This is a genomic window from Cupriavidus lacunae, assembly GCF_003353055.1.
Lineage (GTDB): Bacteria > Pseudomonadota > Gammaproteobacteria > Burkholderiales > Burkholderiaceae > Cupriavidus > Cupriavidus lacunae.
Genome location: NZ_QKWJ01000023.1, coordinates 38523 through 63059 on the forward strand (window position 1 = coordinate 38523; position 24537 = coordinate 63059).

The window sequence follows — 24537 nt, forward strand, 5'->3', positions numbered from 1 at the left end:
TTCCCGACCGTCGTAGCCCCCGGCAGGCAGTACCGCAACGTACCCACCCAGACCGCAGACGGCAGACCGTGACGGAGCCCAGCTCCAGATAAACGGCAACCCGGGAAGCAAGGAGACATCGTGTATTCACAGAAAGACGTGCTGTCGATCGGCGCGCAGGCGCCGCTCGCCCCCGCCCAGCAACCACAGCAGCAAACCCAATCGCATGAACTGCAGCGCACCCTGACCTGGAAGGATGCCTTCTGGGTCACCAGCGGCGTGCCCGCGGGCGTGCTCTTCACCATCGGCGGGGTGTCCGCCACCATCGGCAACCCGGCCTGGGTGATCTGGATCCTCGCCATCCTGGTCGGCTTCGCCCAGTGCTTCGTCTATGCCGAGATCTCGGGCCTGTATCCGCACAAGTCCGGCGGCGCCTCGGTGTACGGCGCGCTCGGCTGGGTGCGCTACAGCAAGTTCGTCGCGCCGGTCTCGGTGTGGTGCAACTGGATTGCCTGGTCGCCGATGCTGGCACTGGGCACCAGCCTGGCCGCCGGCTACATGCTGAGCGCGCTGTTCCCGCCCGATTCGGTCATCAACACCTGGCAACTGACGCTGCTGGACCTGGGCGTGGTCAGCAAGGGCCTGACGCTGCGGGTGAATTCCACCTTCGTCCTGGCCACCACCTTCCTGCTGATCACCTTCAAGCTGCAGCACAGCGGCGCTTCCGCCGCGGCCACCACGCAGCGCATCCTGGGCATTGCCTCGCTGACGCCGCTGGTGGTGATCGCGCTGGTGCCGATGTTCACCGGCGACATGCCGTCCACCAGCTTCCTGCCGCTGCTGCCGCTCACCCATGACGCGGCCGGCACTCCGGTGCTGGGCGGCTGGAACGCCGCGGGCATCAGCACGGCCATGGGCGCGATGTTCCTGGCCTGCTGGTCGACCTTCGGCTTCGAGACCGCGGTCTGCTACACCCGCGAGTTCAAGGACCCGCAGAAGGACACCTTCAAGGCGATCTTCTGGTCCGGCGTGCTGTGCCTGTTCATGTTCATCGCGGTGCCGATCGCCTTCCAGGGCTCGCTGGGCCTGTCGGGCATGCTGGAACCGGCCATCGTCGACGGCTCCGGCGTGGGCGCGGCCATGGCCAGGTTCGTCGGCGGCGGCGCGGTGGTGTTCAACGTGATCGTGGCGATGCTGGTGCTGGCCATCCTGCTGATCGTGATGACGTCGATGATGGGTTCGTCGCGCACGCTGTACCAGGCCTCGGTAGACGGCTGGCTGCCGCGCTACCTCTCGCACGTGAACGAGCACGGCGCACCGACGCGCGCCATGTGGACGGACCTGGTGTTCAACCTGTTCCTGCTGCTGATGTCGAACTACATGGCAGTGCTGTCGATCTCGAACGTCTGCTACATGATCTTCGTGTTCCTGAACCTGCAGTCGGGCTGGATCCACCGCATGGACCGCCCGGACTGGGCCCGCCCGTACAAGTGCAAGAACTGGCTGCTGGCGCTGGGCGCGTTCTTCGGCTTCTTCGACCTGGCCTTTGTCGGCGCCGGCGCCAACTTCCAGGGCGAGAATACGCTGCGCAACGGCCTGATCGCCGCGGTGCTGATCGTGCCGGTCTTCATCTACCGCCACTACATCCAGGACAAGGGCCGCTTCCCCGAGTCGATGCGCCGCGACATGGAACTGCCCAATGCGCGTGCCGGCGTGCTGCCCTACGTGGCGCTGGTCGTCGGCGGCCTGGTGGTGTGGATCGCTGCACGGCTGACGGTCATCACCTGATGGTCCCGGGCAGGCCGGCGCCATGCCGGCCTGCCTTCCCTTCCCGTATTCCCTGCATTCCCTGAATTCCGAGGTACCGCCATGACTGACACGCTCCGCGTGCGCGTCGGCCGCGTCGAGCCGCTGGCCGCCGGCATCAAGCGCTTCACCCTGCAACCCTGCCACGGCGGCACGCTGCCCGCCTTCGACAGCGGCAGCCACGTGGTCGTCCATATGGACGGCGGCCGGCTGCGCAACGCCTATTCGCTGACCAGCACGCTGGGCGAGCCCGGCCACTACCAGATCGCGGTGCGGCTGGAAGAAGCCTCGCGCGGCGGCTCGCGCTATATGCACGAGCAGGTCGGCGAAGGCGACGAACTGCATATCGGCGCGCCCGGCAACCTGTTCAGCCTGGACCACGGCGCCGGCCGCCACCTGCTGATTGCCGGCGGCATCGGCGTCACGCCTTTCATGACGCATATCCAGGCGCTGGCCGCGCGCGGCGCTGACTTTGCGCTGCACTACTGCTTCCGCAACGCGCAGTCCGCCGCCTTCCTCGACGTGCTGCCGGCCACGCTGCAGCCCGGCCAGCTTCACCTGTATGAGAGCGACAGCGGCAGCCTGCTCGACATCGCCGCGCTGATCGCCGCGCAGCCTGCCGATACGCACGTCTACGTCTGCGGCCCGGCGCCGCTCAACGACGCCGTGGTCAACGCCGCGCGCGCCGCCGGCTGGGACGCGGGGCGCATCCATTTCGAGCAGTTCCGCAACGAGGTCGATGCCACCGGCGGCGCCTTCGAGGCCGTGCTGCAGAAGAGCGGGCTGACGCTGCAGGTCGGCGCCGACGAGCCGCTGCTGCGGGCCATCGAGAAAGCCGGCATCAAGGTGGACTGCATGTGCCGCGAAGGCATCTGCGGCTCCTGCGAGACCGCCATCCTGGCGGGGCAGGCCGATCACCGCGACCAGTACCTGTCGGATGCCGAAAAGGCCGCGCAGAAGACAATGATGCTGTGCGTGTCGCGCTGCAAGGGCCAGCGGCTGGTGCTGGATCTCTGATCCATACTGCTTTCATTCGCAACCTTTTGGTTGCGTTTCCCCGTCCGGTCTCCTAACATGCAACCACAACGTTGCCCATTCAAGCCTGAACAAGGAGACCGGACATGGCTTCATCCACCGACCGCATCGAGCGCAGCATCCTCCTGGCCGCCCCCATCGAGCGCGTCTGGCACGCGCTGGCCGACGCCGACACCTTCGGCAGCTGGTTTGGCGTGAAATTCGACGGCGTGACCTTCGCGCCCGGCAAGCGCGCAGTGGGCGGCATCACCTATCCCGGCTACGAATACCTGAGGTTCGACGTGGTGGTCGAGCGCATGGAGCCGCCCCGGCTACTGTCGTGGCGCTGGCATCCGGCGCCGATGGAGCGCGGCCGCGACTATTCGGCCGAACCGCCCACGCTGGTGGTGTTCGCGCTGAAGGAAGCCGAAGGCGGCACGCTGCTGACCGTGGTCGAATCCGGCTTCGACCAGATCCCGCCTGAACGGCGCATGGAAGCCTTCCGCATGAACAGCGGCGGCTGGGACGGCCAGATGGAAAACATCGGCAAGCATGTCAGCGGCGCAGCCTGATTCCTCCCCCGCGCTGGCGCTGCAGGATGCCGCGACCGTCTTCGCCGCGCTTGGCGACGAAACCCGGCTGCGGCTGGTGGCAGCGCTGTGCGCGGGCGGCGCGATGTCGATCGCGCAGCTGACCGCGGGCAGCACCATGACACGGCAGGCGGTCACCAAGCACCTCGAAGTGTTGTCCCAGGCGGGGCTCGTGCGCGACAGCAAGGCCGGGCGCGAGCGCCTGTGGCAGTTCGAGCCGGGGCAGGTCGAAGCCGCGCGCAGGTCACTGGAAGCGATCGGGCGGCAATGGGATTTCGCGCTGGCGAAGCTAAAGCTGGCGGTGGAGACCAGTCACTAGCTGACAACGCTGATTGCGCTGCCGGTTCGCTCACCTCGCGGGCCATGGACACCCTCTCGCTCGCCGCTATACTGGGAGCCCCGCCCATCACAGCGAGAGGAAGCGCGCAGTGGCTGACCACGACCTGTCCAGGCTCAAAATCGACCGGAGCGCCGCCGCGGCCGGCGTCCGCATCCGCCCCCGGCGCAGGTGGCTGCGCTACGCGGTCATTGCGCTGGTCCTGCTGGCCCTGGTCGGCATCGGCGTGCGCCTGGCCGGCCCGCAAGCAGTGCAGACCGCCACCGTCACCTCCGCCTATCCCACCCAGAATTTCACACTGCTCAACGCCACCGGCTATGTCGTGCCGCAGCGCAAGGCGGCGGTCGCGTCCAAGGCGCAGGGCCGGCTGGAATGGCTGGGCGTGCTCGAGGGCTCGCGCGTGAAGAAGGACGAGATCATCGCGCGGCTGGAGAGCAAGGACGTCGCCGCCTCGTTCGCACAGGCCCAGGCCCAGATCCAGGTGGCACAGGCCAGCCTGGCGCTGCAGCAGGCCGAGTTGAAGGACGCTGAGGTGAACCTGCGCCGCTCGAAGATCCTGATCGTGCCGAACGCCATCTCGCGCACCGAGTACGACGCCGCCGCGGCGCGCTTTGACAAGGCGCGGGCCTCGGTCAACAGTTCGCGCGCGTCGATCGCCTCGGCGCAGGCCAATGCCCGCGTGGCCGAGGTGGCGGTCGAGCAGACCGTGGTGCGCGCGCCGTTCGATGGCGTGGTGCTGATCAAGCATGCCAACGTGGGCGACAACATCACGCCCTTCTCCGCCGCCGCCGACACCAAGGGGGCGATCGTGACCATCGCCGACATGGAGACGCTGGAAGTGGAAGCCGACGTCGCCGAATCCAATATCGCCAAGATCCGCGCCGGCCAGCCATGCGAGCTGCTGCTGGATGCGCTGCCGGGGCTGCGGATGGCCGGTCAGGTGTCGCGCATCGTGCCGACGGTGGACCGCTCCAAGGCCACCGTGCTGGTCAAGGTGCGCTTTGTCGACCGCGATGCGCGCGTGCTGCCGGACATGAGCGCCAAGATCGCCTTCCTGTCGCACGCGGCCTCGGCCAAGGACCGCCAGCCGGTGGTGGCGGTGCAGCCCGCCGCGGTGGTCACGCGCGATGGCGGCCGGCAACTGGCCTATGTGGTGAGGGACGGCAGGGCGCATGAAGTGCAGGTCATGACCGGCGACAAGCTGGGCGAGCTGGTGGCCGTGCAGGGCGTCAAGCCCGGCGATGTGCTCGTGCTGTCGCCGGGCGACAAGCTCAGCGACGGCGACCGCATCACCGTGGCCAAGCCGTGACGAGGCCGGCCGAAGGGAAGCGCATGAGCGCCCCGCCCCTGGTGCAGATCAGCCACGTCGCCAAGTCCTACCGGCGCGGCGTGCAGATTGTGCCCGTGCTCACCGATATCTCGCTGGAAATCGGCGAAGGCGATTTCGTTGCGCTGATGGGGCCGTCGGGATCGGGCAAGAGCACGCTGCTGAACCTGATTGCGGGCATCGACCGGCCCGACAGTGGCACCCTGAGCGTGGCAGGACTGGATATCACGCGACTGCCCGAAGCGGAACTGGCGGACTGGCGTGCGGCCAACGTCGGCTTTATCTTCCAGTTCTACAACCTGATGCCGGTGCTGACCGCGTTCGAGAACGTTGAGCTGCCGCTGATGCTGACCAGCCTGCCGCGCGCGGAACGGCGCGCGCGCGTGGAACTGGTGCTGGACATGGTCAACCTGGCCGACCGCATGAGCCACTATCCGTCGGAGTTGTCGGGCGGCCAGCAGCAGCGCGTGGCGATCGCGCGCGCGCTGATCACCGACCCCGCGCTGATCGTCGCCGACGAGCCCACCGGCGACCTCGACCGCACCTCCGCCGCCGAGATCCTGGCGATGATGCAGCGGCTCAATGCCGACGCACGCAAGACCATCATCATGGTCACGCACGATGCGCACGCCGCGGCCGCGGCCGGGTCGCTGGTGCACCTGGAGAAGGGAGAGCTGATCCGTGGCGAGATGGCCTGACCCCTCATGTACGCGCTCAAACTGATCATCCGCAACGCGCTGCGACACAAGCTGCGCACCGCGCTGACGGTGTTCGGCCTGGTGATCGCGGTGCTGGCGTTCGGGCTGCTGCAGACCGTGATCGATGCCTGGTACGCGGGCGCCTCGGCCGCGTCAAGCGCGCGGCTGGTCACGCGCAATGCGATCTCGCTGGTGTTTCCGCTGCCGCTGAGCTACGAGAGCCGCATCAAGGGCGTCGACGGCGTGACCTCGGTGGCGCGCTCGAACTGGTTCGGCGGCGTCTATCGCGATCCCAAGAATTTCTTTGCGCAGTTCGCGGTATCCGACAACTACCTCGACCTCTACCCTGAGTTCATCGTGCCCGCGCAGCAGCGCGCGGACTACCAGCGTGACCGCAAGGGCGCGCTGGTCGGGCGCCAGCTGGCCGACCAGTTCGGCTTCAAGGTGGGCGACGTGGTCCCGATCAAGGGCACCATCTACCCCGGCACCTGGGAGTTCGTGGTGCGCGGCATCATGGAGGGGCGCGACGAGAGCACCATCACGCGCCAGATGGTGTTCCACTGGGAATACCTGAACGAGACCGTGCGCAAGCGCACCTCGCGCCAGGCCGACCAGGTCGGCGTCTATGTGCTGGCCGTGGACAACCCTGACAACACCGCCGCGATCTCGCGCCAGGTGGACGCGGTGTTCCGCAATTCGCTGGCGGAAACGCTGACCGAGACCGAGCAGGCCTTCCAGCTGGGCTTTGTCGCCATGTCCAACCAGATCATCGCGGCGATCCGCGTGGTGTCCTACGTGGTGATTGTCATCATCATGGCGGTGATGTCCAACGCCATGGCGATGAGCGCGCGCGAGCGCACCGTGGAGTACGCCACGCTCAAGGCGCTGGGCTTCGGCCCCGGCTTCCTGGCGCTGCTGGTGTTCGGCGAATCGCTGGCGATCTGCGTGGCCGGCGGCGCGCTCGGCATGCTGGCCACGCCGCCAATGGCCGCGGCCTTCAAGCAGGCGGTGGGCGGCGTGTTTCCGGTCTTCACGGTGTCGCCGCAGACCATGCAGCTGCAGGCCGCCTGCGCGCTGGCAGTGGGTATCTTTGCCGGCATCGTGCCGGCAGTGCAGGCCGCGCGCGTGCGCATCGTCGAGGGCCTGCGGGCCATCGGCTAGCGCCCGGAGGCTGACATGGCGATCCCGCTCACCTATATCGCGCGCAACCTGTGGGCCCGGCGCCTGACCACCACGCTGACCGCGGCCGGGCTGGCGCTGGTGGTCTTTGTCTTCGCCACCATGCTGATGCTCGATGCCGGCCTGAAGAAGACCCTGGTCACCACCGGCGAGCGGAACAACGTGGTGGTGATCCGCAAGGGCGCCGAGACCGAGATCCAGAGCGCGGTCGCCCGCGACCAGGCCAGCATCATGGAGATGCACCCGGCCGTGGCCATGGGCGGCGCGGGCCGGCCGCTGGCCTCGCGCGAGGCGGTGGTGCTGATCTCGCTCACCAAGGCCAGCACCGGGCAGCCGTCCAACGTGGTGATCCGCGGCATCTCGCCGCCGGGCATGGACCTGCGCCCGCAGGTGCGGCTGGTGGCCGGGCGCATGTTCCGGCCGGGCTCGTCCGAGATCATCGTCGGCAGCAGCATCGCCGGCGGCTTTGCCGGCGTGCAGATCGGCCAGTACCTGCGCTTTGCCCAGCGCGACTGGACCGTGGTGGGGCATTTCGATGCCGGCGGCAGCGGCTTCGACTCTGAAATCTGGGGCGACGTGGACCAGCTGATGCAGTCGTTCCGGCGCAATGCGTATTCGTCGATGGTGGTAAGGCTGGCGGATAGCGCGCTGTTCGAGCGCTTTCGCGCCGATATCGACGTCGACCCGCGCCTGGCCGACGAGGCCAAGCGCGAGCAGACCTTCTACAGCGACCAGTCCAAGGCCCTGTCCAGCTTTATCAATATCCTCGGCTTCACGCTGTCCACCATCTTCTCGATCGCGGCAATGATCGGCGCCATGATCACCATGTATGCGTCGGTGGCCAACCGCGTGGCAGAGATCGGCACGCTGCGCGCGCTGGGATTCAAGCGCGTCAACGTGCTCACCGCCTTCCTGATCGAAGCCGCGCTGCTGGGGCTGGTGGGCGGCATCGCGGGCCTCGCGTGCGCGGCGCTGATGCAGTTCGCCTCGTTCTCGACCACCAACTTCCAGACCTTCGCGGACCTCTCGTTCCGCTTCATCCTGACGCCGGGCATTGCCTTGCAGACGCTGGCGTTCTCGATGGTGATGGGGCTAGTGGGCGGCTTCCTGCCGGCGGTGCGGGCGGCGCGGATGAATATCGTGGACGCGTTGCGGGCGCGCTAGGTCAAGCGTCGCCGGCCAGGGCGCTGGACGCACTGCGCCAACGCGGCAGCAGCCCGGCAACGGCAAAGCCTGCCGTGGCGCCTGCGGCGTCCGGGACGCGGACGAAGTTGCGGATGCGCTGGCCGGCTTCAGCGCCGGCCTGAAACTCCGTAGAAAGTCCCGGCGCGTGGATTAGACACCACATAAGCGTGGCGCTGCGCCCAGAACTGTGCGGTACGGAAGGCATCGGCCTCGCGCTCGCTCCATGCCGTCGCAAGCAACGGCATGGCCTCGGCATCGGTGGTGAGATAGACGCGCGCCTGATAGCGGGCGGATTGCAGCGTGCCGGTACGGATGGTGCGGATCGTGACGTGGAGGGTCATAGGCAGCTTCTCGACTAGGCGACTACCAAATCATAACCATTTCCGTGTGTTGGATTGGTGAAACCGTTGCGAATGTGCTAAGGCGCGACAGTGTCTGTCGGGTTTTGGCCCCGGGCGCTGAAATACCTCCGTCGCCCTTGTTCTGAGCCACCTTGCTGTGCTTCTTGGGTCACCTATCGTGCCTACGGCGGGTATCTGTCGATGAATCGACGGCCCCGTTCCGCCCTGAAGGGCGGGTCACTTTTTGTCCGAGCGACAAAAAGTAACCAAAAAACGCGTCGCCTCTGGCGGCTGGCCATCAATTTGGCGGTGTTGGTGGTTCGGGCGGTGGTGCTTGCCGTTTGACGTGGTTGGCCGTTCGGGCCTGCTACGCACCCTGTCTGTGCCCACATCAACGGACTATTGGACGAACCCGACCTTAGGCCGTTGGCAGCCTGCTAAGCACCGCGTCGGTGGGACGCCTTCGGCTGCGCTTCGCGCCGGCCCTAACGTGGCAGAACGAACGACCACGTCCCGATTTGCGCTCTTTTTTTTGGGGCCCGGCATCCCGACCGCGCCGTGTGAGCGCAGCGACGCACTCCGTGCCCGAGCACCCGACCTACGATACTGAGTGCGCGCAGCGCAGCCGTAGGCGTCCTACCGATGACCTCGTTAGCAGGCTGCCAATAGCCTAAAGTCGGGTTCGTCCAATAGTCCGTGGACGCAGGCACCGGACAGGGAGCGTAGCTGGGTCGAACGGCCAACCACGCCAAACGGCAAGCACCGCCGCCCGAACCACCCCCAACACCAAATTGGTGGCCAGCCGCCAGAGGCGACGCGTTTTTTGGTTACTTTTTGTCGCTCGGACAAAAAGTGACCCGCCCAGCAGGGCGGAACCAGGCCGTCAAACCTACGACAACATCGAACCCGACCTGCATAACCAAGCTAACGAGCAAGAAGCCCGCCGCCTACACCGGCCAAGAGCCACAAACCAACCACATAGCAACAACAAAAACACCCCGCAACCAACGCGAGGACCAGAGAAAAAGAGGCCGATCAATCCAAAAACCGGCCCAACGAACCCCGCAATACCAGCCGCAGGTGTCGATATGAGAGTTAAGCGCCCACCCATGCAGGTATCACAACCTGCCAGGCGGGCATCAGGCGGTTACGCTCAGAAGCGGTGACGCAGGCCAATAGTGGCACCGGTCTGGTTCTCGCCAGCCACCACGGTACCAACCCCGTTCAGCCCCAGCGCCGAGCCGGACTTGTTCTTCGAGTAGCCAACATTCAGGTACACGTCGGTACGCTTGGACATCGAGTAGTCCGCCGACAGCACGAACATCCACGGATCCGCATCGCTGTTGCGCGTGTCGTTGTAGTACGCCGCGCCGGTCAGCTGGAATGCAGGCGTGAAGCGGTACTGCGCGCCGGCCCAGTACACGTTGCTGCGGGTCGAGGCAGCGGCGGCGCCGGACACGCCGTCGTCGCTCAGCCAGCGGTAGCCGGCGAACACCTTGGCTTCGCCGAAGGCATAGGCAGCACCCACCGCGGCACGCTTGGCGGCACGGTCCTGCAGCGCCACGGTGGCACCCTGGTACTGGTCATAAGCGGCGCCGACGGAGAAGCCGCCCGCGGCGTACGACAGGCCGCCGCCGAAATTGCGCGCGACCTTCGGTGCGCCCGGGACTTCGCCGTTGTTGTCGCGGCCGAAACTATAGAAGCCGGTGGCGGTCAGGCCGCCGAACTTGCCGGTGTACTTGATGGCGTTGTCGGCGCGGCCGTTGAAGGCCGAGTCAACGCTGTTCAGCGAGTAGCGCGGACCCACGGCCATCGGGTCGAAGGCGCCGAACAGGTCGTACAGCGCGTTCTGCTGGCGGCCCAGCGTGACCGCGCCCCAGCCGCCCAGCAGGCCGACATAGGCCTGGCGGCCGAACAGGCGGTTGCCCTGGCCCGAGGTGCCGGTGTCGATGTCGAAGCCGCTCTCCAGCACGAAGATACCCTTCAGGCCGCCGCCCAGGTCTTCGGTGCCGCGCAGGCCCCAGCGCGAACCCGACAGGTTGCCCGAGTTCAGGCGCGTTGCGGTGCCTTGGGCGCCGTTGCTGCCCGGCACGTGGCTGATCACTTCGACGCCGGCATCAACGATGCCGTAGAGCGTCACGTTCGACGCGGACTGGGCCGACGCCACCCCGGATGCGGCCGACGCGGCCGCTGCTGCCGTCATTGCAAGGAGAGCTTTCTTCACTGTAATTTCTCTGTGTTCTGTTTGAGGCACGACACCGCGCCGGACCCAAGCCGGGTCGGCAAGAGGGCCAACCCGATCTAGCCGGGCAACCCGGCAACGGCGCTTCGTCCGCACAAGTTGCGGCCGCGGCATTGTGGCGGCGCAATATGAAACCTTTGTGACCCATGCTTTGCGGCAGGAAGTAGCGGATAGCCCCCGAATGGGGGTTTTCCCTGTAACCAAGGGGAACGTTTTGGTAGGATGCAGGCTTTTCCGACGACGGTAATGCCAGTGCCCCGTGCCGCCATGCGCCTGTGCCTCGACCGCTTCGCCTCATGAAGCTGGCTGAGATCAAGACCCGGCTTGCCCCGCTGCTCGCCTCGCTGCAGGCCTGGCTGCCTGCCCCCCTCCGGCAATGCTTGTCAGGACTGGCCGCGCGCACCGCACGCGCCGGGCTGACCCGGCCCGGGACAGTGCGCCCCACGCCGCGCGGCGTGCTGGTCGGGCTGGCGGCCATCCCCGCGGCCTTCCTGCTCTATGTGCTGATCCTGATCCCGTTCACCCCGGGCATCAGCGATATCCGCAAGGCCAAGTCCGAGCAGCCGGCCCAGGTGCTGTCCGCCGACGGCAAGGAGCTGGCGGTGTTCAAGTGGGCCAACCGCGACTGGGTGCCGCTGTCGCAAATCTCGCCCAACGTGGTGGCCGCGCTGATCGCCACCGAGGACCACCGCTTCTACCAGCATCACGGGCTGGACTGGCGCCGCCTGGCCTCGGCCGCGGTGCATACGTTTTCCGGCGACCGCCAGGGCGGGTCCACCATCACCCAGCAGCTCGCGCGCAACCTCTATCCCGATGAGATCGGCCGCGCGCCCACGCTGACGCGCAAGCTCAAGGAAGCCATCACCGCGCTGAAGATCGAGGCGCTCTATACCAAGGACGAGATCCTCGAGACCTATCTCAACACGGTGCCGTTCCTGTACAACGCGTTCGGCATCGAGATGGCGGCGCGCACGTACTTCGACCGCCCGGCCCGTTCGCTGGACGTGCTGCAGAGCGCCACGCTGATCGGCATGCTCAAGGGCAACAGCTACTACAACCCGGTGCTCAACCCCGAGCGCGCGCTGGACCGGCGCAATACCGTGCTGGGCCAGATGGTCAAGCGCGGCAAGCTGGATGCGGCGCGCTACGAGCAGCTGAAAAAGCGCCCGCTGCGCATCGACTTCGAACGCCAGACCGAGCCGCCCGGCCCCGCGCCGCACTTCGCGCAGCAGCTGCGCAAGTGGCTGATCGGCTGGGCCGACCGCAACGGCTACGACATCTACGCCGACGGCCTGGTGGTGCACACTACCATCGACGCGCGCCTGCAGGCCATGGCCACGCAGGCCGTGGTGCAACAGGGCAACCGGCTGCAGGCCATCGCCAATGCAGCCTGGGCGCCGCGCGCGGGCTGGGCCGCCAACAAGCCGCTGGTGCAGGCCTTCGTGCGCGAGACGCCGGAGTACCGTGCCGCCATCGCCGCCGGCACCGCGCCGGAAGAGGCGCTGCGCCAGCTGATGGCCGACAGTGCCTTCATGCGCGCGCTGCACCAGCAAAAGACACGCATCCAGGCCGGCTTCCTGGCGCTCGACCCGCGCAGCGGCGAGATCCGCGCCTGGGTCGGCAGCCGCGACTACACCCAGGACGCGTTCGACCACGTGCAGCAGGCGCGCCGCCAGCCGGGCTCGACCTTCAAGCCCTTTGTCTACGGCGCGGCCTTTGAAGACGGCAAGACGCCCGACGACACGCTGGTGGACCAGCCCGTAGAGATCAAACTGGCCGGCGGCGAAATCTGGCGCCCGAGCGACGAAGGCCGCCCCACCGGCCGCGCCATGACGCTGCGCGACGGCCTGGTCTATTCGCGCAACACCATCACCGCGCAGCTGATGCAGGAAGTGGGGCCGGCGCGCGTGGCGCGGCTGGCCCGCGACATGGGCGTGCGCGACAGCCAGCTCGACCTGGTGCCGTCGCTGGCGCTGGGCACCAGCCCCGTCACGCTCAAGGAGATGGTGGCCGCCTACGGCACCATCGCCAACGCCGGCGACTACATCGCGCCGACCATGGTGACGCGCATCGAGGACCGCCAGGGCAATGTGCTGCAGGTATTCCGCCCGGCCCGCGCCGAGCACGCGCTGCCCGCCGCGACCTCGCAAACCCTGCTCGATGTGATGCGCGACGTGATCGACCGGGGCACAGGCGCCAGCATCCGCTCGCGCTTCGGCATCCGCGCCGACGTGGCCGGCAAGACCGGCACCACCCAGGACAATGCCGACGGCTGGTTCATCCTGATGCATCCGGAGCTGGTGGCGGGCGCCTGGGTCGGCTTCAACGACAGCCGCGTCACGCTGCGCAGCGACTACTGGGGCCAGGGCGCGCACAGCGCGCTGCCGATGGTGGGCGACTTCTACCAGCGCGCGCTGCATGCACGCATCGTCGACGGCCGCGCGCGCTTTGCCGAGCACGAGGAGACCAGCCTGTTCGCGTCGCTGGGCACGCAGCTGCGCGGCTGGTTCAGCCAGATGTTCACGCGCGACAAGGCCAGCGAGACCCCGGCACCGCGCCCGGCACCGCGCCGGCCGGCGCTGCCCGCGCCGGAGGCTGAGGTTGCGCCGCCGGCCGGCGCGGCATCGGCCGCTTCGGCGGATGTCGGCCAGGATGACTCCAGCCTGGCGCTGGACCGGGGGGAGACGGTGATTGCGGTGCCGCAGGACATGCGCGCAGGCAGTGCCCCGGTGGCGCCAGCGCCCCAGGCCGAACCGGCCCCTGCCTCGCCGGCTTCCGCGAATCCGCCCGCCCCGCCCTCACCGGCCGCGCCCCCGGCACCCATCACGCCCCTTGCGCCAACCATCATCACCCCGGCCAACGGCAGCAACTGAACGTCGCCTCCGGCCTGCGGAGCGGGGTTCTAGATCAACCCGATATCCCGCCCCCTCACCCCCGGAAACACCTGCGCCAGCCGCGCATCATCCAGTCCGTACAGCCTGCGGAACACCCCGCCCAGCACCGCCCGGTACTCATTGCGCACCGGCCAGTCGCGGTTCTGGTTGAGCGTGGCCTGTTCCACCGCCACCTGTTCGCCGGCGATGCGGCCGCCGCGCACGGTGCCGCCCGCGACCCAGTAGACCGTGCCGTGGCCATGGTCGGTGCCGCGCGTGCCGTTCTCGCGGAAGGTGCGGCCGAATTCGGACAGCACCACCACAGTGGTCTTGTTCCATGCGGGGCCCATCTCGGCGGCGAAAGCAGACAGGCCGCGGCCAAGGTTGTCGAGCAATCCGGCCAGTTGCCCCTGCGCGCCGCCCTGGTTGACGTGGGTATCCCAGCCGCCCACGTCGATAAAGCCCAGGTTGAAGCGCTCGCGCATCAGCCCGGCCATGCGCGTGGCCTCGACTTCGAAGCCACGCGCGCTGAGCGAGCGGCGGTTGGCGGCCTGCATCTCCTGCTGGCGCGCGGCCATGGTGCCAGCGTCGCTGCCTGACATGCCGGCCTGCGGCTGCGCCTGGCGCGCCACGGCTTCGCGCAGCTCGAAGCCCTCGTCGATCAGGGACTCGAAGCGGGTGCCGCTGTACATCTGCGCCAGCAGCTTCGCCTGGCGCGCGTCGAACGGCGTGCGGCCGGTGCCCTTGAGCGACACGTTGGGCACGTCGCGCGGGCCGGACAGCACCATCGGCAGGCCGTCGGTGAATGCCACCGGCGCGGCCTGCCCGCCCACGGCCTGCGCCAGCCGGTTCAGGAAGCCGCTGCCGCGCAGCGTCGCCACGGCCCTGCGGTCCTCGCCTTCGCCCGGCAAGCCGGCCTCGATCGCGTCCTGGGTCTCGAAGTGGCTGCGCGACAGGTCGTGCGTGCCGGCGAACGGCACGAAGGCCAGCTGGCCGCGCTGCCAGAGCGGCAGCATGGTCGCGGCCAATGCCGGGTGCAGCGCCCAGTCGCCGATGCCGCGCGCGGCGCTGTCGGCGGCAAAGGCCGGTGCCAGCGCCACGGCCGCGTTGGGGTCTGCGTCCGCTCCGGCCGCGGGCGGGCGGCGAATGGCGATACTGGGCCGCGCGGCGTAGTAGAAATCGCTGCCGGCCGGCACCAGCACGTTGGCGGCGTCATAGCCGCCACGCAGGAACACCAGCAGGAAGCGCGCGTCGGCCTGCGCCGGCAGCGCGTAGACGCGCGAGGTGATGGCGGGCAATGCCAGCCCCAGCGTGGCACCGCCCATCGTCTTCAGCCATTGTCGGCGTTGCATGGTCTGCTCCCTGTCAGTCCGCGTCAGCGCTGCATCCACTCGGGCGAGCCGAGCAGCACGGTATTCCATTCGGCCTGCGATTCGGCCTGGGCCAGCGCGGCGCGCGTGGCGGGGCCGAGGGTGGCTTCGATGGTGTCGTAGTACAGCTTGTTGCCGATCATCGGGAAGCGCGCGCCACGCGGCCTCGTGCCATCGCCGGCGAACAGCCCCGCCGGCCCCGAGCCGATCGCGCGCGCGATCTCGAAGCGCCGCACCATCTGGCCCGAGCTGGCCCACGCGCTTTCCGCCGACGGGTAGCCGTCCGGCGCCACGTGGCCGTACAGCGGCTCGCCAAGCTGGTTCAGCCAGTTCATCACCGGGCGCAGGTTGGTCACGGGGCGGCCTTCATAGGCGAGCCGCATCGACGACACCACATAGACCATCGGATCCTTGAACTTGCGCGTCGGCGCGGCCAGTTGCCGGTCCAGTTCCGGCGCCAGGAACAAGGTGCGCAGCACCGCGGCGATATCGCCATCGGTGCGCGTGAAGGTCTGCGCCATGCGCTCGACCAGCGCCGGCGGCGGGTTGTCGGCGATGAAGTACGTCGCCAGCTTTGCGCTGATAAAGCGCGCCGTGGCTGGCTCGCGCGCCAGGATCGAGACCGCGCGCGCCACCTCGTCGAAGCCGGCCGGCTCGATGCGCTGGCCCAGCAGCGTCTTAGCGCCGAAGTCATGGCGCGCGGGATTGAATTCGAACAGGCCATCGCTGCGGTACAGGCCCGCGCGCGCCGGCGGCAGACGCGGCGGCGGCGCGCCGCGCAGGTTGACGCCCACGCCGGTCAGCACGCGCGCCAGCTCCTGCACATCCTGCTGGGTGTAGCGCGAGCCGCTGGGCCCGCCCGACACGCCCATGGTATGCAGCTCCATCAGCTCGCGCGCGTAGTTCTCGTTGATGCGGTTGGCGCTGCTCTGGGCGTTGTCGAGGTAGACCAGCATGGCCGGCGCGGTCACGGTGGCCATCAGAAGGTCGCGGAAGCGGCCCAGCGCGTGCGGGCGGATGGCACGTTCCTCGTAGTCGGACAGCAGCAGCCGGACCTGGCCCTTGCCCGAATAGACATTGAAATGGTTCATCCAGAACCACGTCATCTGTTCGCGCAGCTGCGCCGGCGAATACAGCGCGCGCAGCAGGTGGCGCCGCGCGGCGTCGGCCACGATCTCGCGCCCCTGCGCGTTCAGCGCCTGCCGGGCCTGCTGCTTGCTATCTTCATCGGACAGTGCGTCGATGCGCTGCCGGGCGTCACGCGCGGCCTGGATCTGGGCGCCGGCGTCAGCCTGCACGCCGGGCAAGGCCGCGATGGCGGACGCCAGTTCGGGCGGATCGGCCGGCGGCAGGGTCAGTTGCTGTTCGAGGAAGGCCTTGCGGCCCAGCCGGCGCAGGTCGCCAAGTGTGGCCTGGTCGGCGCCGTAGGTCACGGTATTGAGCCAGCGCAGGTCGGCGGTGGTGCCAGTGCTGCCAGTGGCATCGGCCGGCGCCTGTGCGCAGGCGGCCACGCACGCGGCCAGTGCCAGCGCCGCGGCGGCGGCGCGCCAGGCGGCGAACCCGCCACGGCCGGATTGTCTCGGGTGCTGCGCCGGATGCATGCCTTTCTCCTCGCCCCTTTTCGAGCAGAACACGACCGGACCATGACCAGTCCATCACCATGTTACGTGGCAAGCGGCCATCGGTTGACCTGGAGGGGCGCTGGGAGTGTTACCAATACTTTCAGCGCGCGATTGCCGGATTTGCCAAGACAGCGGCGCAACGCCTGGCTAGCCTTGCGCTTTGCCATCCTGATCCCGCCCCGGGCGGAAGTCCCTGCTTTTATGTCGCGCCCCCTGTCCGCTGCAGCCTGGCTGCCCACCGTTGCCTTTGTCCTGATCTGGTCCACCGGCTTTATCGTCGGCAAGGCCATCGTGCCGCTGGCCGACACCAGCCTGTTCCTGCTGGACCGCTTTGCCGTGGCGGGGCTGATGTTCGTGGCATGGTCGCTGGGCGCGCGCGCGGCCTGGCCGCCGCTGCGCGAGGCGCCGCGCCACCTGCTGGCCGGCGCGCTGATGCAGGGCATCTACCTGTGCGCCGGCTACGGGGCCGTGGCCAGGGGCCTGCCGCCGGCGATCATGGCCTTGCTGGGCGCGCTGCAGCCGCTGCTGACGGCGCTGCTTGCCATTCCCCTGCTGAAAGAGCTACCTTCCAGGCGGACGTGGCAGGGCCTGGCGCTGGGTGCGCTCGGCGTCGCGCTGGTCGTCGCCCCGGCGATGCAGGCCGGCATGCACACCGCCACGCCGCCCGTGTCACCGTGGATCGTGCTGCTGGGCGTGCTGGCCATTGTCTCCATCACGATGGGAACCCTCTTGCAGAAAACCGCCATCGCCGCCTGTGACCTGCGCGCCAGCTCCGCATGGCAGAACCTGGGCGCCATGCTGGTGGCCGCCGCGATGGTGGCGATCCAGGCTGCCGGCGCGCCGCTGCACTGGCACGGCGGCGTGGCGCTATGGGCCGGGCTGGCGTGGGCGGCGATCGGCCTGTCCGGCGCCGGCACCTGGCTGCTGGTCAGCCTGGTGCGGCGCGGCCAGGCCGCCAATGCCGCGGCGCTGATGTTCCTGGCGCCGCCGCTGGCCGCGCTGCAGGCCTGGCTGCTGTTCGGCGAACGGATGGATGCTGTGCAGGCGCTGGGCATGGCGGTGGCCGGGGCGGGTGTCTGGCTGTGCCAGACCCCTGGCAGGTTGCGGCATGCCGAAGCCCGCTGAACCCCACACCTGCCCGCTGGTCGAGCACCGGCGCTACCGCCCGCAGCCGGATGGCCACCAGCATGGCTACCACCAGCTGCTGTTCGGACTGGCCGGCGCCACCGAGCTGGAGATCGACGGCCACGCCTACCGCGTGGACGAGCGCACCGGCCTGATCGTGCCGGCCGGCAGCCATCATGAATTCCTGGGCTTCGACGGCAACCTGCAGCTGGTGGCGGACTTCCCGGCGCGGTCGGTGGCGCTGCCCGCGCGGCTGATGGCGCGCCCGCGCACGTTCGCGCTGGACGGCGCCTTCGGCAGCCGGGTGCGCGCGCTGGCCGCGTGGCGCGCCGCCGCCGCGGCACGCGGGCCGCAGACCGACTGGCAACTGGCGGCCACGCTGGCCGCGGCGCTGGCGGACTGCCTCGGCATGCCCGGCGACCAGGGGATATTCCCGCTGATGGCCGTGGATGCCTACCTGCGCGCCAACCTGGCGTCGCCGCTGCGCGTGGCGGAAGTCGCCGGGCATTTCGGCTGGAGCGTGCGGCGCTTCCAGACCCTGTTTGCCGAGGCCTTCGGCGATACCCCGCACCGCTACCAGACCCGGCTGCGGCTGGACCGCGCGCTGCAGCTGCTAACGCAGTCGGCGCTGCCGCTGGCCGACATCGCGCTGGCGTCCGGCTACCCGGACCAGACCACCTTCACGCGCAGCTTCACGCGGCGCTTCGGGCAGCCGCCCGGGGTCTGGCGGGCGGCCGCACGCGGATAGCAAGGCGGCTGCGCGCCGTCCATCGCGCCACACCATTGCGCGCGGGGCGGCCTCTGCTTGCACCATCAGCAATTTCCCCGGAATTTCGCCGCGAATTCAGCAACAAATATCCCTGCGATCTGATTAACCTGCCCGCTATTTTCCGTTTGCGGCCCGCCGTGGACGAGAAAATGCTGCTCCCGCCGGCCCCACGAAGGCCGGCGCGGCCATTCTGATGACACGGAGACAACGACACATGAGTGCAAGCGCAGAACATCTGCAACGCGGCCTGGGCGAACGGCATATCCGGCTGATGGCGCTGGGTTCGGCCATTGGCGTGGGCCTGTTCCTTGGCGCCGGCAACGCCATCAAGATGGCCGGCCCCGCCATCATGCTGGGCTACCTGATCGGCGGCGCGATGATCTTCCTGATCATGCGCGCGCTGGGCGAAATGGCCGTGCACAACCCCGTGGCCGGCTCCTTCTGCCGCTACGCGCAAGACCACATGGGCCCGCTGGCGGGCTACCTGACCGGCTGGAACTACTGGTTCCTGTGGCTGGTGACCTGCGTGGCCGAGATCACCGCAGTGGCCATCTACATGGGCATGTGGTTCCCGGACGTGCCGCGCTGGATCTGGGCACTGGCCGCGCTGGCGGCGATGGGCTCGGTCAACCTGATGGCGGTCAAGGCCTATGGCGAGTTCGAGTTCTGGTTCGCCATGATCAAGATCGTCACCATCGTGCTGATGCTGTTCGGCGGCGGCGCGATGATCGTGTTCGGCTTCGGCAACGGCGGCGTCGCCACCGGCATCGCCAACCTGTGGCAGCACGGCGGCTTCATGCCCAACGGCGCCTCGGGCGTGCTGATGTCGCTACAGATGGTGATGTTCGCCTACCTGGGCGTGGAGATGATCGGCCTGACCGCCGGCGAGGCGCGCAACCCGAAGAAGTCGATCCCGGACGCGATCAACTCGGTGTTCTGGCGCATCCTGATCTTCTACGTGGGCGCGCTGTTCGTGATCCTGTCGCTGTATCCGTGGAACGAGATCAGCGGGCAGGGCAGCCCGTTCGTGCTGACCTTCGAGCGCCTGGGCATCAAGACCGCTGCCGGCATCATCAACTTCGTGGTGCTGACCGCGGCGCTGTCGTCGTGCAACGGCGGCATCTTCAGCACCGGGCGCATGCTGTACAACCTGGCGCAGCAGGGCCAGGCGCCCGCTACCTTTGCCAGGGTCGACCGCAACGGCGTGCCGCGCCGCGCACTGCTGGTGTCGATCGGCGCGCTGCTGTGCGGCGTGCTGCTCAACTACCTGGTGCCGGAAAAGGTCTTTGTCTGGGTGACGGCGATCTCCACCTTCGGCGCGGTCTGGACCTGGGCCGTCATCCTGGTCACGCAGATCCAGTTCCGCCGCGGCCTGGCGCCGGCCGAGCGCAAGGCGCTGGCCTTCCGCATGCCGTTCTGGCCCTATGGCTCGTATATCGCGCTGGCCTTCCTGGCGCTGGTGGTGGCGCTGATGGCCTACTTCCCGGAGACCCGCGTGGCGCTGTATGTGGGCCCAGGCTGGCTGGTACTGCTGATGGTGTGCTACTACGCGCTGGACATGCGCTCGCGCGGGCCGGTCAGCTACCGCGCCTGATCCGCCGTTGGCGGGGTGCGCCGGCCGGCGCGCCTCGCTACAATGGCCCCCGGGCAATCCATCGCCAGGGGACCGCATGTCCAAGACCACTGAGGCTGCAAACCGCGCGGCTACCACGCCGCCGCAAGACAGCGCCGCCGATGCCGAGGCGCGCGCACGGGCCGTCGCCGCAACGGTGGCCCGCACCGCTGTCGAGCAGGCCGACCATGCCTTGCGCCACTGGACCGACCCGACCCCCGGGGCGGTGCGCATCGGCTCGCCGCAGCACCTGCAGATGTTCTGCAATATGCTGCTGCAGACCCACAACCCCTACAAACCCGCCGTGATCGCATGGCCCGCGCTGTCGCCCGAGGCCCTGCACCGCGTCACCTCGCTGCCGATCTGGGATATCGCCGTGCAGACCGAGGGGCGCGCCTCGGTCCGCGTCAGGGCCTTTGCCGATTCCGTCAGCGATCCGCTGCTGCGCCGCGCGCTGGACATGGATGGCGGCGAGGAGGCGCGCCACAAGGTGGTGCTGTCGAAGCTGGTCGAGGCCTACGGCATCGCGCTCGCGCCTGAGCCGGACTACCCGCCGCCGGACGATCCCGAATGGGGCTGGCTGGTCACCGGCTACAGCGAGTGCATCGACAGCTTTTTCGCCTTCGGCCTGTTTGCCGCGGCCAGGCGCTCGGGCTTCTTCCCCGCCGAACTGGTCGAGACCTTCGAGCCGGTGATCCAGGAGGAAGGGCGGCATATCCTGTTCTTCGTCAACTGGGCCGCCTGGTACCGGCGCAACCTGCCGTGGTGGCGCCGCGTGCCGTTCGCGCTGAAGGTGGCGCGGGTGTGGGCCTTCCTGATCTGGGAGCGCATCGGCATCGCCCACGGCATCGACACCGACGGCGTGGCGCAGGACGCCAACTTCACCGTGAACGGTTCCGCCGCGCTGGGCGAACCGCTGACCCCGGGCGCGATGATCGACCTGTGCCTGGCCGAAAACGACCGGCGCATGGCCGGCTACGACGCACGCCTGCTGCGCCCCGAAACCGTACCGCGGCTGGCCCGGCTGGCGCGGCGCTTCGTCAAATAAGGCAAGCCATGCACATTGCGTTTGCGTTGTCGCTGCTGTCGCTCGTGATCTGGCTGGTCCTGATCTTTGCCCGCGCGGGCTTCTGGCGCGTGCGCAGGCCGCCGGCTGCGCCGGCCCCTGCGCACTGGCCCGAGGTGGTTGCCATCATCCCCGCACGCAATGAAGCCGAGGTCATCGGCCGCGCGGTGGCGGGCATGCTGGGCCAGCGCTACCCCGGCCGGCTGGCGCTGGTGGTGGTGGACGACCACAGCCAGGACGGCACCGCCGATATCGCCCGCGCCGCCGCGGCGGCCACGGCGCGCCCGCAGGGGCTGACCGTCATCGGCGCGCGCGAGCTGCCCGCCGGCTGGAGCGGCAAGGTCTGGGCGCAGTCCGAAGGACTGGCCGCCGCGGACCGCATCGCCCCGCAGGCCCGCTACGTCTGGCTGACCGATGCCGATATCTGGCACGGGCCCGGCGTACTCGCGGCGCTGGTGGCGCGCGCCGAGGACGAACGGCGCGACCTGGTCTCGCTGATGGTCCGGCTGCGCTGCGAATCGGCGTGGGAACGGCTGATCGTGCCGGCTTTTGTCTTCTTCTTCGCCAAGCTCTACCCCTTCTCCCGCGTACGCGATGCCCGCAGCCGCGTGGCCGCCGCGGCCGGGGGCTGCATGCTGGCCAGCCGCGCCGCGCTGGCGCGCATCGGCGGCTTTGCCGCCATCCGCGGTGAACTGATCGACGACTGCAGCCTGGCCGCGCGCATCAAGCCCGGCGGCGCCATCCGGCTGGACCTGGCCGACGACAGCGTGTCGTTGCGGCCCTATGACGACTGGCGCAGCCTGTGGGACATGATCGCGCGCAGCGCCTATACGCAGCTGCGCTATTCGCCGCTGCTGCTGGCCGGTGCGGTGGCGGGCATGGTCTTGACCTACCTGGTGCCGCCGGTGCTGGCGATCGGCTGGCGGCTGTGGCCGGCGTGGCTGGCCTGGGGCGCGATGACCCTGGCCTACCTGCCGATGCTGCGCGAATACCGGCAGCCGGCGTGGCTGGCGCCGCTGCTGCCAGTGACTGCGCTGTTCTACCTGGGGGCGACCATCGACTCGGCGCGGCGCTACTGGCTGCGGCGCGGCGGGCAGTGGAAGGGCCGGGCGCAGGCGCCGGTGCGGTCCTGAGCGCGCCCTGCGCCATCAACGCTGGCCCAGGTACCCCTGCGCCCGGAACCACTCCAGCGCGTCCCGCAGGCCCTCCTGGTAGGGACGCGGCTGGTAGCCCAGCGCCTTGCGCGCCTTGTCAGAGGTAAAGAACATCCGGTACCGGGACATATTGAGCCCGTCGACAGTGATGAACGGCTCCCTGCCGGTAAAGCGTGCCGCCGCCTCCGCCCCATAGGCCAGCGGATACAGCGGCCAGCGCGGCAGTTGCACGGTCGGCGGACGCCGGCCGCACAGTTGCGCGATGTCGCGCAGCATCTGCTGCAGCATCACGTCCTGGCCGCCCAGGATGTAGCGTTCGCCGGTCTGGCCGCGTTCCAGCGCCAGGAAATGCCCTTCGGCCACGTCGTCCACGTGGGCCAGGTTCAGGCCGGTATCGACAAAGGCCGGGATCTTGCCCGTGGCCGCCTCGACGATGATGCGCCCGGTCGGCGTGGGCCGCACGTCGCGCGGGCCGATCGGGGTGGACGGGTTGACGATGACCGCCGGCAGGCCACGCTCGGCCACCAGCTTTTCGACCACACGCTCGGCCAGCACCTTGCTGCGCTTGTAGGCGCCGATGGCCTCGTGCGGGCGCAGCGCCGCGGTCTCGTCCACCGGCGCGCGCGCGCCGGCCACGCGCAGCGTGGCCACGCTGCTGGTATAGACCACCCGCTCGACGCCAGCCCGCTGTGCGGCCTCCATCACGGCCAGGGTGCCGTCGACGTTGGTGCGCACGATGTCCTCTGGGTCCGGCGCCCACAGCCGGTAGTCGGCGGCCACATGGAACAGGTAGCGCACGCCCTGCAGCGCGGCGGCGACGGCGCCGGCGTCGCGCATGTCTCCCTCCGCCACGGTCACCGGCAACCCTGCCAGGTTGGTCCGCGGGCTTTGCGGGCGCACCAGCACGCGCACCCGGAAGCCGCGTGCCAGTGCCTGGCGCGCCACCGCAGAGCCCAGAAAGCCCGAGGCGCCTGTCACCAGCACGTCATCGTTTTTCGTCATAAACCCGTTTTCCCATGAGACGAAGTCGCCGCAGCCAGGCTCGCGCTGACCACAGCGCCTCCAGACAAAGCCGGCGTGTCGGGTATATAGTAACCACCGTGCGACGAAAATGTGATCTGCGGTGGATCTCCGGTAGGTCTTGGCTGGATGCCGGGTACATTTTTCGTCTCAATATCCCAAACACTGAAACCCGTTACAAAGGGTCGGGGGGCCTACTCCATGCAGGTGATTCTTGCTCAGCCCCGGGGCTTCTGTGCCGGCGTGGTGCGTGCGATCGAGATTGTCGACCGCGCCCTCGTCAAGCACGGCGCGCCGGTGTTCGTGCGGCATGAGATTGTGCATAACAAGCACGTCGTAGAGGGACTAAAGGAAAAAGGCGCGCGTTTCGTCGAGGAACTGGACGAAGTGCCGACCGGCGCCGTGACCATCTTCAGCGCGCACGGGGTCTCGCGCGCAGTCGTGGCCGATGCCAGCCAGCGCCAGCTGCATGCCATTGACGCCACCTGCCCGCTGGTGATCAAGGTCCATACCCAGGGCCGCCAGTACGCCGCCAGCGGCCGTACGGTGATCCTGATCGGCCATGCCGGCCACCCCGAGGTGGAAGGCACCATGGGCCAGATCCCGGGCAAGGTGATCCTGGTGCAGAACGAGGCCGAGGTCGGCAAGCTCGAGCTGCCCGCCGACACCCCCGTCGCCTATGTCACCCAGACCACGCTGAGCGTGGACGACACCCGCAATATCATCGCGGCGCTCGGCCGCCGCTTCAGCAACCTGGTCGGCCCCGATACCCGCGACATCTGCTACGCCACGCAGAACCGCCAGAGCGCGGTGCGCGACCTGTGCAAGCTGGCCGACGTGATCCTGGTGATCGGCGCGACCAACAGCTCAAACTCCAACCGCCTGCGTGAAATCGGCACCGAAAGCGGCGTGCCCAGCTACCTGATCGCCGAGGGCAGCGAGCTGGACCCGGCCTGGGTGCGCAACGCCAACGTGGTCGGCATCACCGCCGGCGCGTCCGCGCCCGAGGAAATGGTCGAGGACGTGATCGCGGCGCTGCGCCGGCTGGGCCCGGTCGAGGTCACCACCATGGCCGGACGCGAGGAACATGCCGAATTCCGGCTGCCGGCCGAGCTGGTCGACGTGAAGACGCGCGCGCCGCAAGCGGCCCCGCGCAAGCCCGGCAAGGAAGCCGCCGCCGCACCAGTCACCGCCAACGAGAATATCGCCGGCTGAACCAAACCAGAGG

20 protein-coding genes are annotated in these 24537 nt (G+C 68.7%); 15 read left to right on the plus strand and 5 right to left on the minus strand.

The window, feature by feature from the left end; translation table 11 throughout:
- Positions 1-147: 147 nt before the first annotated feature.
- The 8 genes from DN412_RS19050 (at position 148) to DN412_RS19085 (ending at position 8094) form a co-directional block, all read left to right on the plus strand.
- Positions 148-1767 carry a trimethylamine N-oxide permease gene (locus DN412_RS19050; protein ID WP_425267427.1) on the plus strand — a complete coding sequence of 540 codons (1620 nt, stop codon included), beginning with the start codon at positions 148-150 and terminating at the stop codon, positions 1765-1767.
- Positions 1768-1848: 81 nt separating this feature from the next.
- Positions 1849-2802, plus strand: a complete 954-nt coding sequence (locus tag DN412_RS19055) for a PDR/VanB family oxidoreductase (protein ID WP_115213029.1) — start codon at positions 1849-1851, stop codon at positions 2800-2802.
- A gap of 104 nt (positions 2803-2906) precedes the next feature.
- On the plus strand, positions 2907-3371 hold the full coding sequence (locus DN412_RS19060) for an SRPBCC family protein (RefSeq protein ID WP_115213030.1): 465 nt from the start codon (positions 2907-2909) through the stop codon (positions 3369-3371).
- Positions 3352-3708 (plus strand): ArsR/SmtB family transcription factor, encoded by a 357-nt coding sequence (locus DN412_RS19065; RefSeq protein WP_115213031.1) that lies wholly within the window; start codon positions 3352-3354, stop codon positions 3706-3708. Before DN412_RS19060 ends, DN412_RS19065 begins: the two co-directional genes overlap by 20 nt.
- 109 nt (positions 3709-3817) lie before the next feature.
- Positions 3818-5035 (plus strand): efflux RND transporter periplasmic adaptor subunit, encoded by a 1218-nt coding sequence (locus tag DN412_RS19070; RefSeq protein ID WP_115213032.1) that lies wholly within the window; start codon positions 3818-3820, stop codon positions 5033-5035.
- A 23-nt stretch (positions 5036-5058) separates the two neighbouring features.
- The gene (locus DN412_RS19075; RefSeq protein ID WP_078200986.1) at positions 5059-5751 is read left to right on the plus strand and encodes an ABC transporter ATP-binding protein; all 693 of its coding nucleotides are present in this window, start codon (positions 5059-5061) and stop codon (positions 5749-5751) included.
- A gap of 6 nt (positions 5752-5757) precedes the next feature.
- Positions 5758-6912 carry an ABC transporter permease gene (locus DN412_RS19080; protein ID WP_115213033.1) on the plus strand — a complete coding sequence of 385 codons (1155 nt, stop codon included), beginning with the start codon at positions 5758-5760 and terminating at the stop codon, positions 6910-6912.
- 15 nt (positions 6913-6927) lie between these two features.
- Positions 6928-8094 carry an ABC transporter permease gene (locus DN412_RS19085; protein WP_115213034.1) on the plus strand — a complete coding sequence of 389 codons (1167 nt, stop codon included), beginning with the start codon at positions 6928-6930 and terminating at the stop codon, positions 8092-8094.
- 128 nt (positions 8095-8222) lie between these two features.
- Here the strand turns inward: DN412_RS19085 and DN412_RS19090 are convergent, their stop codons facing one another.
- Both DN412_RS19090 and DN412_RS19095 read right to left on the minus strand, forming a co-directional pair.
- On the minus strand, positions 8223-8456 hold the full coding sequence (locus DN412_RS19090) for a CDP-diacylglycerol pyrophosphatase (protein ID WP_078200989.1): 234 nt from the start codon (positions 8454-8456) through the stop codon (positions 8223-8225).
- A gap of 1153 nt (positions 8457-9609) precedes the next feature.
- Positions 9610-10680 carry a porin gene (locus DN412_RS19095; protein WP_115213035.1) on the minus strand — a complete coding sequence of 357 codons (1071 nt, stop codon included), beginning with the start codon at positions 10678-10680 and terminating at the stop codon, positions 9610-9612.
- 314 nt (positions 10681-10994) lie between these two features.
- Between DN412_RS19095 and DN412_RS19100 the strand changes: the two genes are divergently transcribed.
- Positions 10995-13571: a penicillin-binding protein 1A gene (locus DN412_RS19100; protein ID WP_115213036.1), complete on the plus strand. Its 2577-nt coding sequence runs from the start codon at positions 10995-10997 to the stop codon at positions 13569-13571.
- Positions 13572-13600: 29 nt separating this feature from the next.
- On the opposite strand, the gene DN412_RS19105 is transcribed toward DN412_RS19100, so the two are convergent.
- Both DN412_RS19105 and DN412_RS19110 read right to left on the minus strand, forming a co-directional pair.
- A complete protein-coding gene (locus tag DN412_RS19105; protein ID WP_115213037.1) occupies positions 13601-14923 on the minus strand; it encodes a DUF1501 domain-containing protein in 1323 nt (440 codons plus the stop codon).
- Between the two features lie 23 nt (positions 14924-14946).
- Positions 14947-16542, minus strand: coding sequence for a DUF1800 domain-containing protein (locus tag DN412_RS19110; RefSeq protein ID WP_115213038.1), 1596 nt, complete (start codon positions 16540-16542; stop codon positions 14947-14949).
- 222 nt (positions 16543-16764) lie between these two features.
- On the opposite strand from DN412_RS19110, the gene DN412_RS19115 reads away from it, so the two are divergent.
- The 5 genes from DN412_RS19115 to DN412_RS19135 all read left to right on the plus strand — a co-directional run bounded on the left by DN412_RS19115 (position 16765) and on the right by DN412_RS19135 (position 22268).
- Positions 16765-17688: a DMT family transporter gene (locus tag DN412_RS19115; protein WP_115213039.1), complete on the plus strand. Its 924-nt coding sequence runs from the start codon at positions 16765-16767 to the stop codon at positions 17686-17688.
- The gene (locus DN412_RS19120; protein ID WP_115213040.1) at positions 17672-18436 is read left to right on the plus strand and encodes an AraC family transcriptional regulator; all 765 of its coding nucleotides are present in this window, start codon (positions 17672-17674) and stop codon (positions 18434-18436) included. Before DN412_RS19115 ends, DN412_RS19120 begins: the two co-directional genes overlap by 17 nt.
- Before the next feature lie 235 nt (positions 18437-18671).
- A complete protein-coding gene (locus tag DN412_RS19125; protein WP_115213041.1) occupies positions 18672-20051 on the plus strand; it encodes an amino acid permease in 1380 nt (459 codons plus the stop codon).
- A 76-nt stretch (positions 20052-20127) separates the two neighbouring features.
- A complete protein-coding gene (locus DN412_RS19130) occupies positions 20128-21117 on the plus strand; it encodes a ferritin-like domain-containing protein (RefSeq protein WP_115213042.1) in 990 nt (329 codons plus the stop codon).
- 8 nt (positions 21118-21125) lie between these two features.
- Positions 21126-22268 carry a glycosyltransferase gene (locus tag DN412_RS19135; RefSeq protein WP_115213043.1) on the plus strand — a complete coding sequence of 381 codons (1143 nt, stop codon included), beginning with the start codon at positions 21126-21128 and terminating at the stop codon, positions 22266-22268.
- 15 nt (positions 22269-22283) lie between these two features.
- On the opposite strand, the gene hpnA is transcribed toward DN412_RS19135, so the two are convergent.
- Positions 22284-23291 carry a hopanoid-associated sugar epimerase gene (gene hpnA, locus DN412_RS19140; RefSeq protein WP_115213044.1) on the minus strand — a complete coding sequence of 336 codons (1008 nt, stop codon included), beginning with the start codon at positions 23289-23291 and terminating at the stop codon, positions 22284-22286.
- 219 nt (positions 23292-23510) lie between these two features.
- On the opposite strand from hpnA, the gene ispH reads away from it, so the two are divergent.
- On the plus strand, positions 23511-24524 hold the full coding sequence (ispH, locus tag DN412_RS19145; RefSeq protein WP_115213045.1) for a 4-hydroxy-3-methylbut-2-enyl diphosphate reductase: 1014 nt from the start codon (positions 23511-23513) through the stop codon (positions 24522-24524).
- The last annotated feature ends 13 nt before the right edge of the window (positions 24525-24537 follow it).

Bases quoted from the DNA above. Each gene is read 5' to 3' on its own strand.
- DN412_RS19055 (WP_115213029.1), top strand. From the start codon at position 1,849: ATGACTGACACGCTCCGCGTGCGCGTCGGCCGCGTCGAGCCGCTGGCC.
- DN412_RS19060 (WP_115213030.1), top strand. From the start codon at position 2,907: ATGGCTTCATCCACCGACCGCATCGAGCGCAGCATCCTCCTGGCCGCC.
- DN412_RS19065 (WP_115213031.1), top strand. From the start codon at position 3,352: ATGTCAGCGGCGCAGCCTGATTCCTCCCCCGCGCTGGCGCTGCAGGAT.
- DN412_RS19075 (WP_078200986.1), top strand. From the start codon at position 5,059: ATGAGCGCCCCGCCCCTGGTGCAGATCAGCCACGTCGCCAAGTCCTAC.
- DN412_RS19080 (WP_115213033.1), top strand. From the start codon at position 5,758: ATGTACGCGCTCAAACTGATCATCCGCAACGCGCTGCGACACAAGCTG.
- DN412_RS19085 (WP_115213034.1), top strand. From the start codon at position 6,928: ATGGCGATCCCGCTCACCTATATCGCGCGCAACCTGTGGGCCCGGCGC.
- DN412_RS19090 (WP_078200989.1), bottom strand. From the start codon at position 8,456: ATGACCCTCCACGTCACGATCCGCACCATCCGTACCGGCACGCTGCAA.
- DN412_RS19100 (WP_115213036.1), top strand. From the start codon at position 10,995: ATGAAGCTGGCTGAGATCAAGACCCGGCTTGCCCCGCTGCTCGCCTCG.
- DN412_RS19105 (WP_115213037.1), bottom strand. From the start codon at position 14,923: ATGCAACGCCGACAATGGCTGAAGACGATGGGCGGTGCCACGCTGGGG.
- DN412_RS19110 (WP_115213038.1), bottom strand. From the start codon at position 16,542: ATGCATCCGGCGCAGCACCCGAGACAATCCGGCCGTGGCGGGTTCGCC.
- DN412_RS19115 (WP_115213039.1), top strand. From the start codon at position 16,765: ATGTCGCGCCCCCTGTCCGCTGCAGCCTGGCTGCCCACCGTTGCCTTT.
- DN412_RS19120 (WP_115213040.1), top strand. From the start codon at position 17,672: ATGCCGAAGCCCGCTGAACCCCACACCTGCCCGCTGGTCGAGCACCGG.
- DN412_RS19125 (WP_115213041.1), top strand. From the start codon at position 18,672: ATGAGTGCAAGCGCAGAACATCTGCAACGCGGCCTGGGCGAACGGCAT.
- DN412_RS19130 (WP_115213042.1), top strand. From the start codon at position 20,128: ATGTCCAAGACCACTGAGGCTGCAAACCGCGCGGCTACCACGCCGCCG.
- DN412_RS19135 (WP_115213043.1), top strand. From the start codon at position 21,126: ATGCACATTGCGTTTGCGTTGTCGCTGCTGTCGCTCGTGATCTGGCTG.
- hpnA (WP_115213044.1), bottom strand. From the start codon at position 23,291: ATGACGAAAAACGATGACGTGCTGGTGACAGGCGCCTCGGGCTTTCTG.
- ispH (WP_115213045.1), top strand. From the start codon at position 23,511: ATGCAGGTGATTCTTGCTCAGCCCCGGGGCTTCTGTGCCGGCGTGGTG.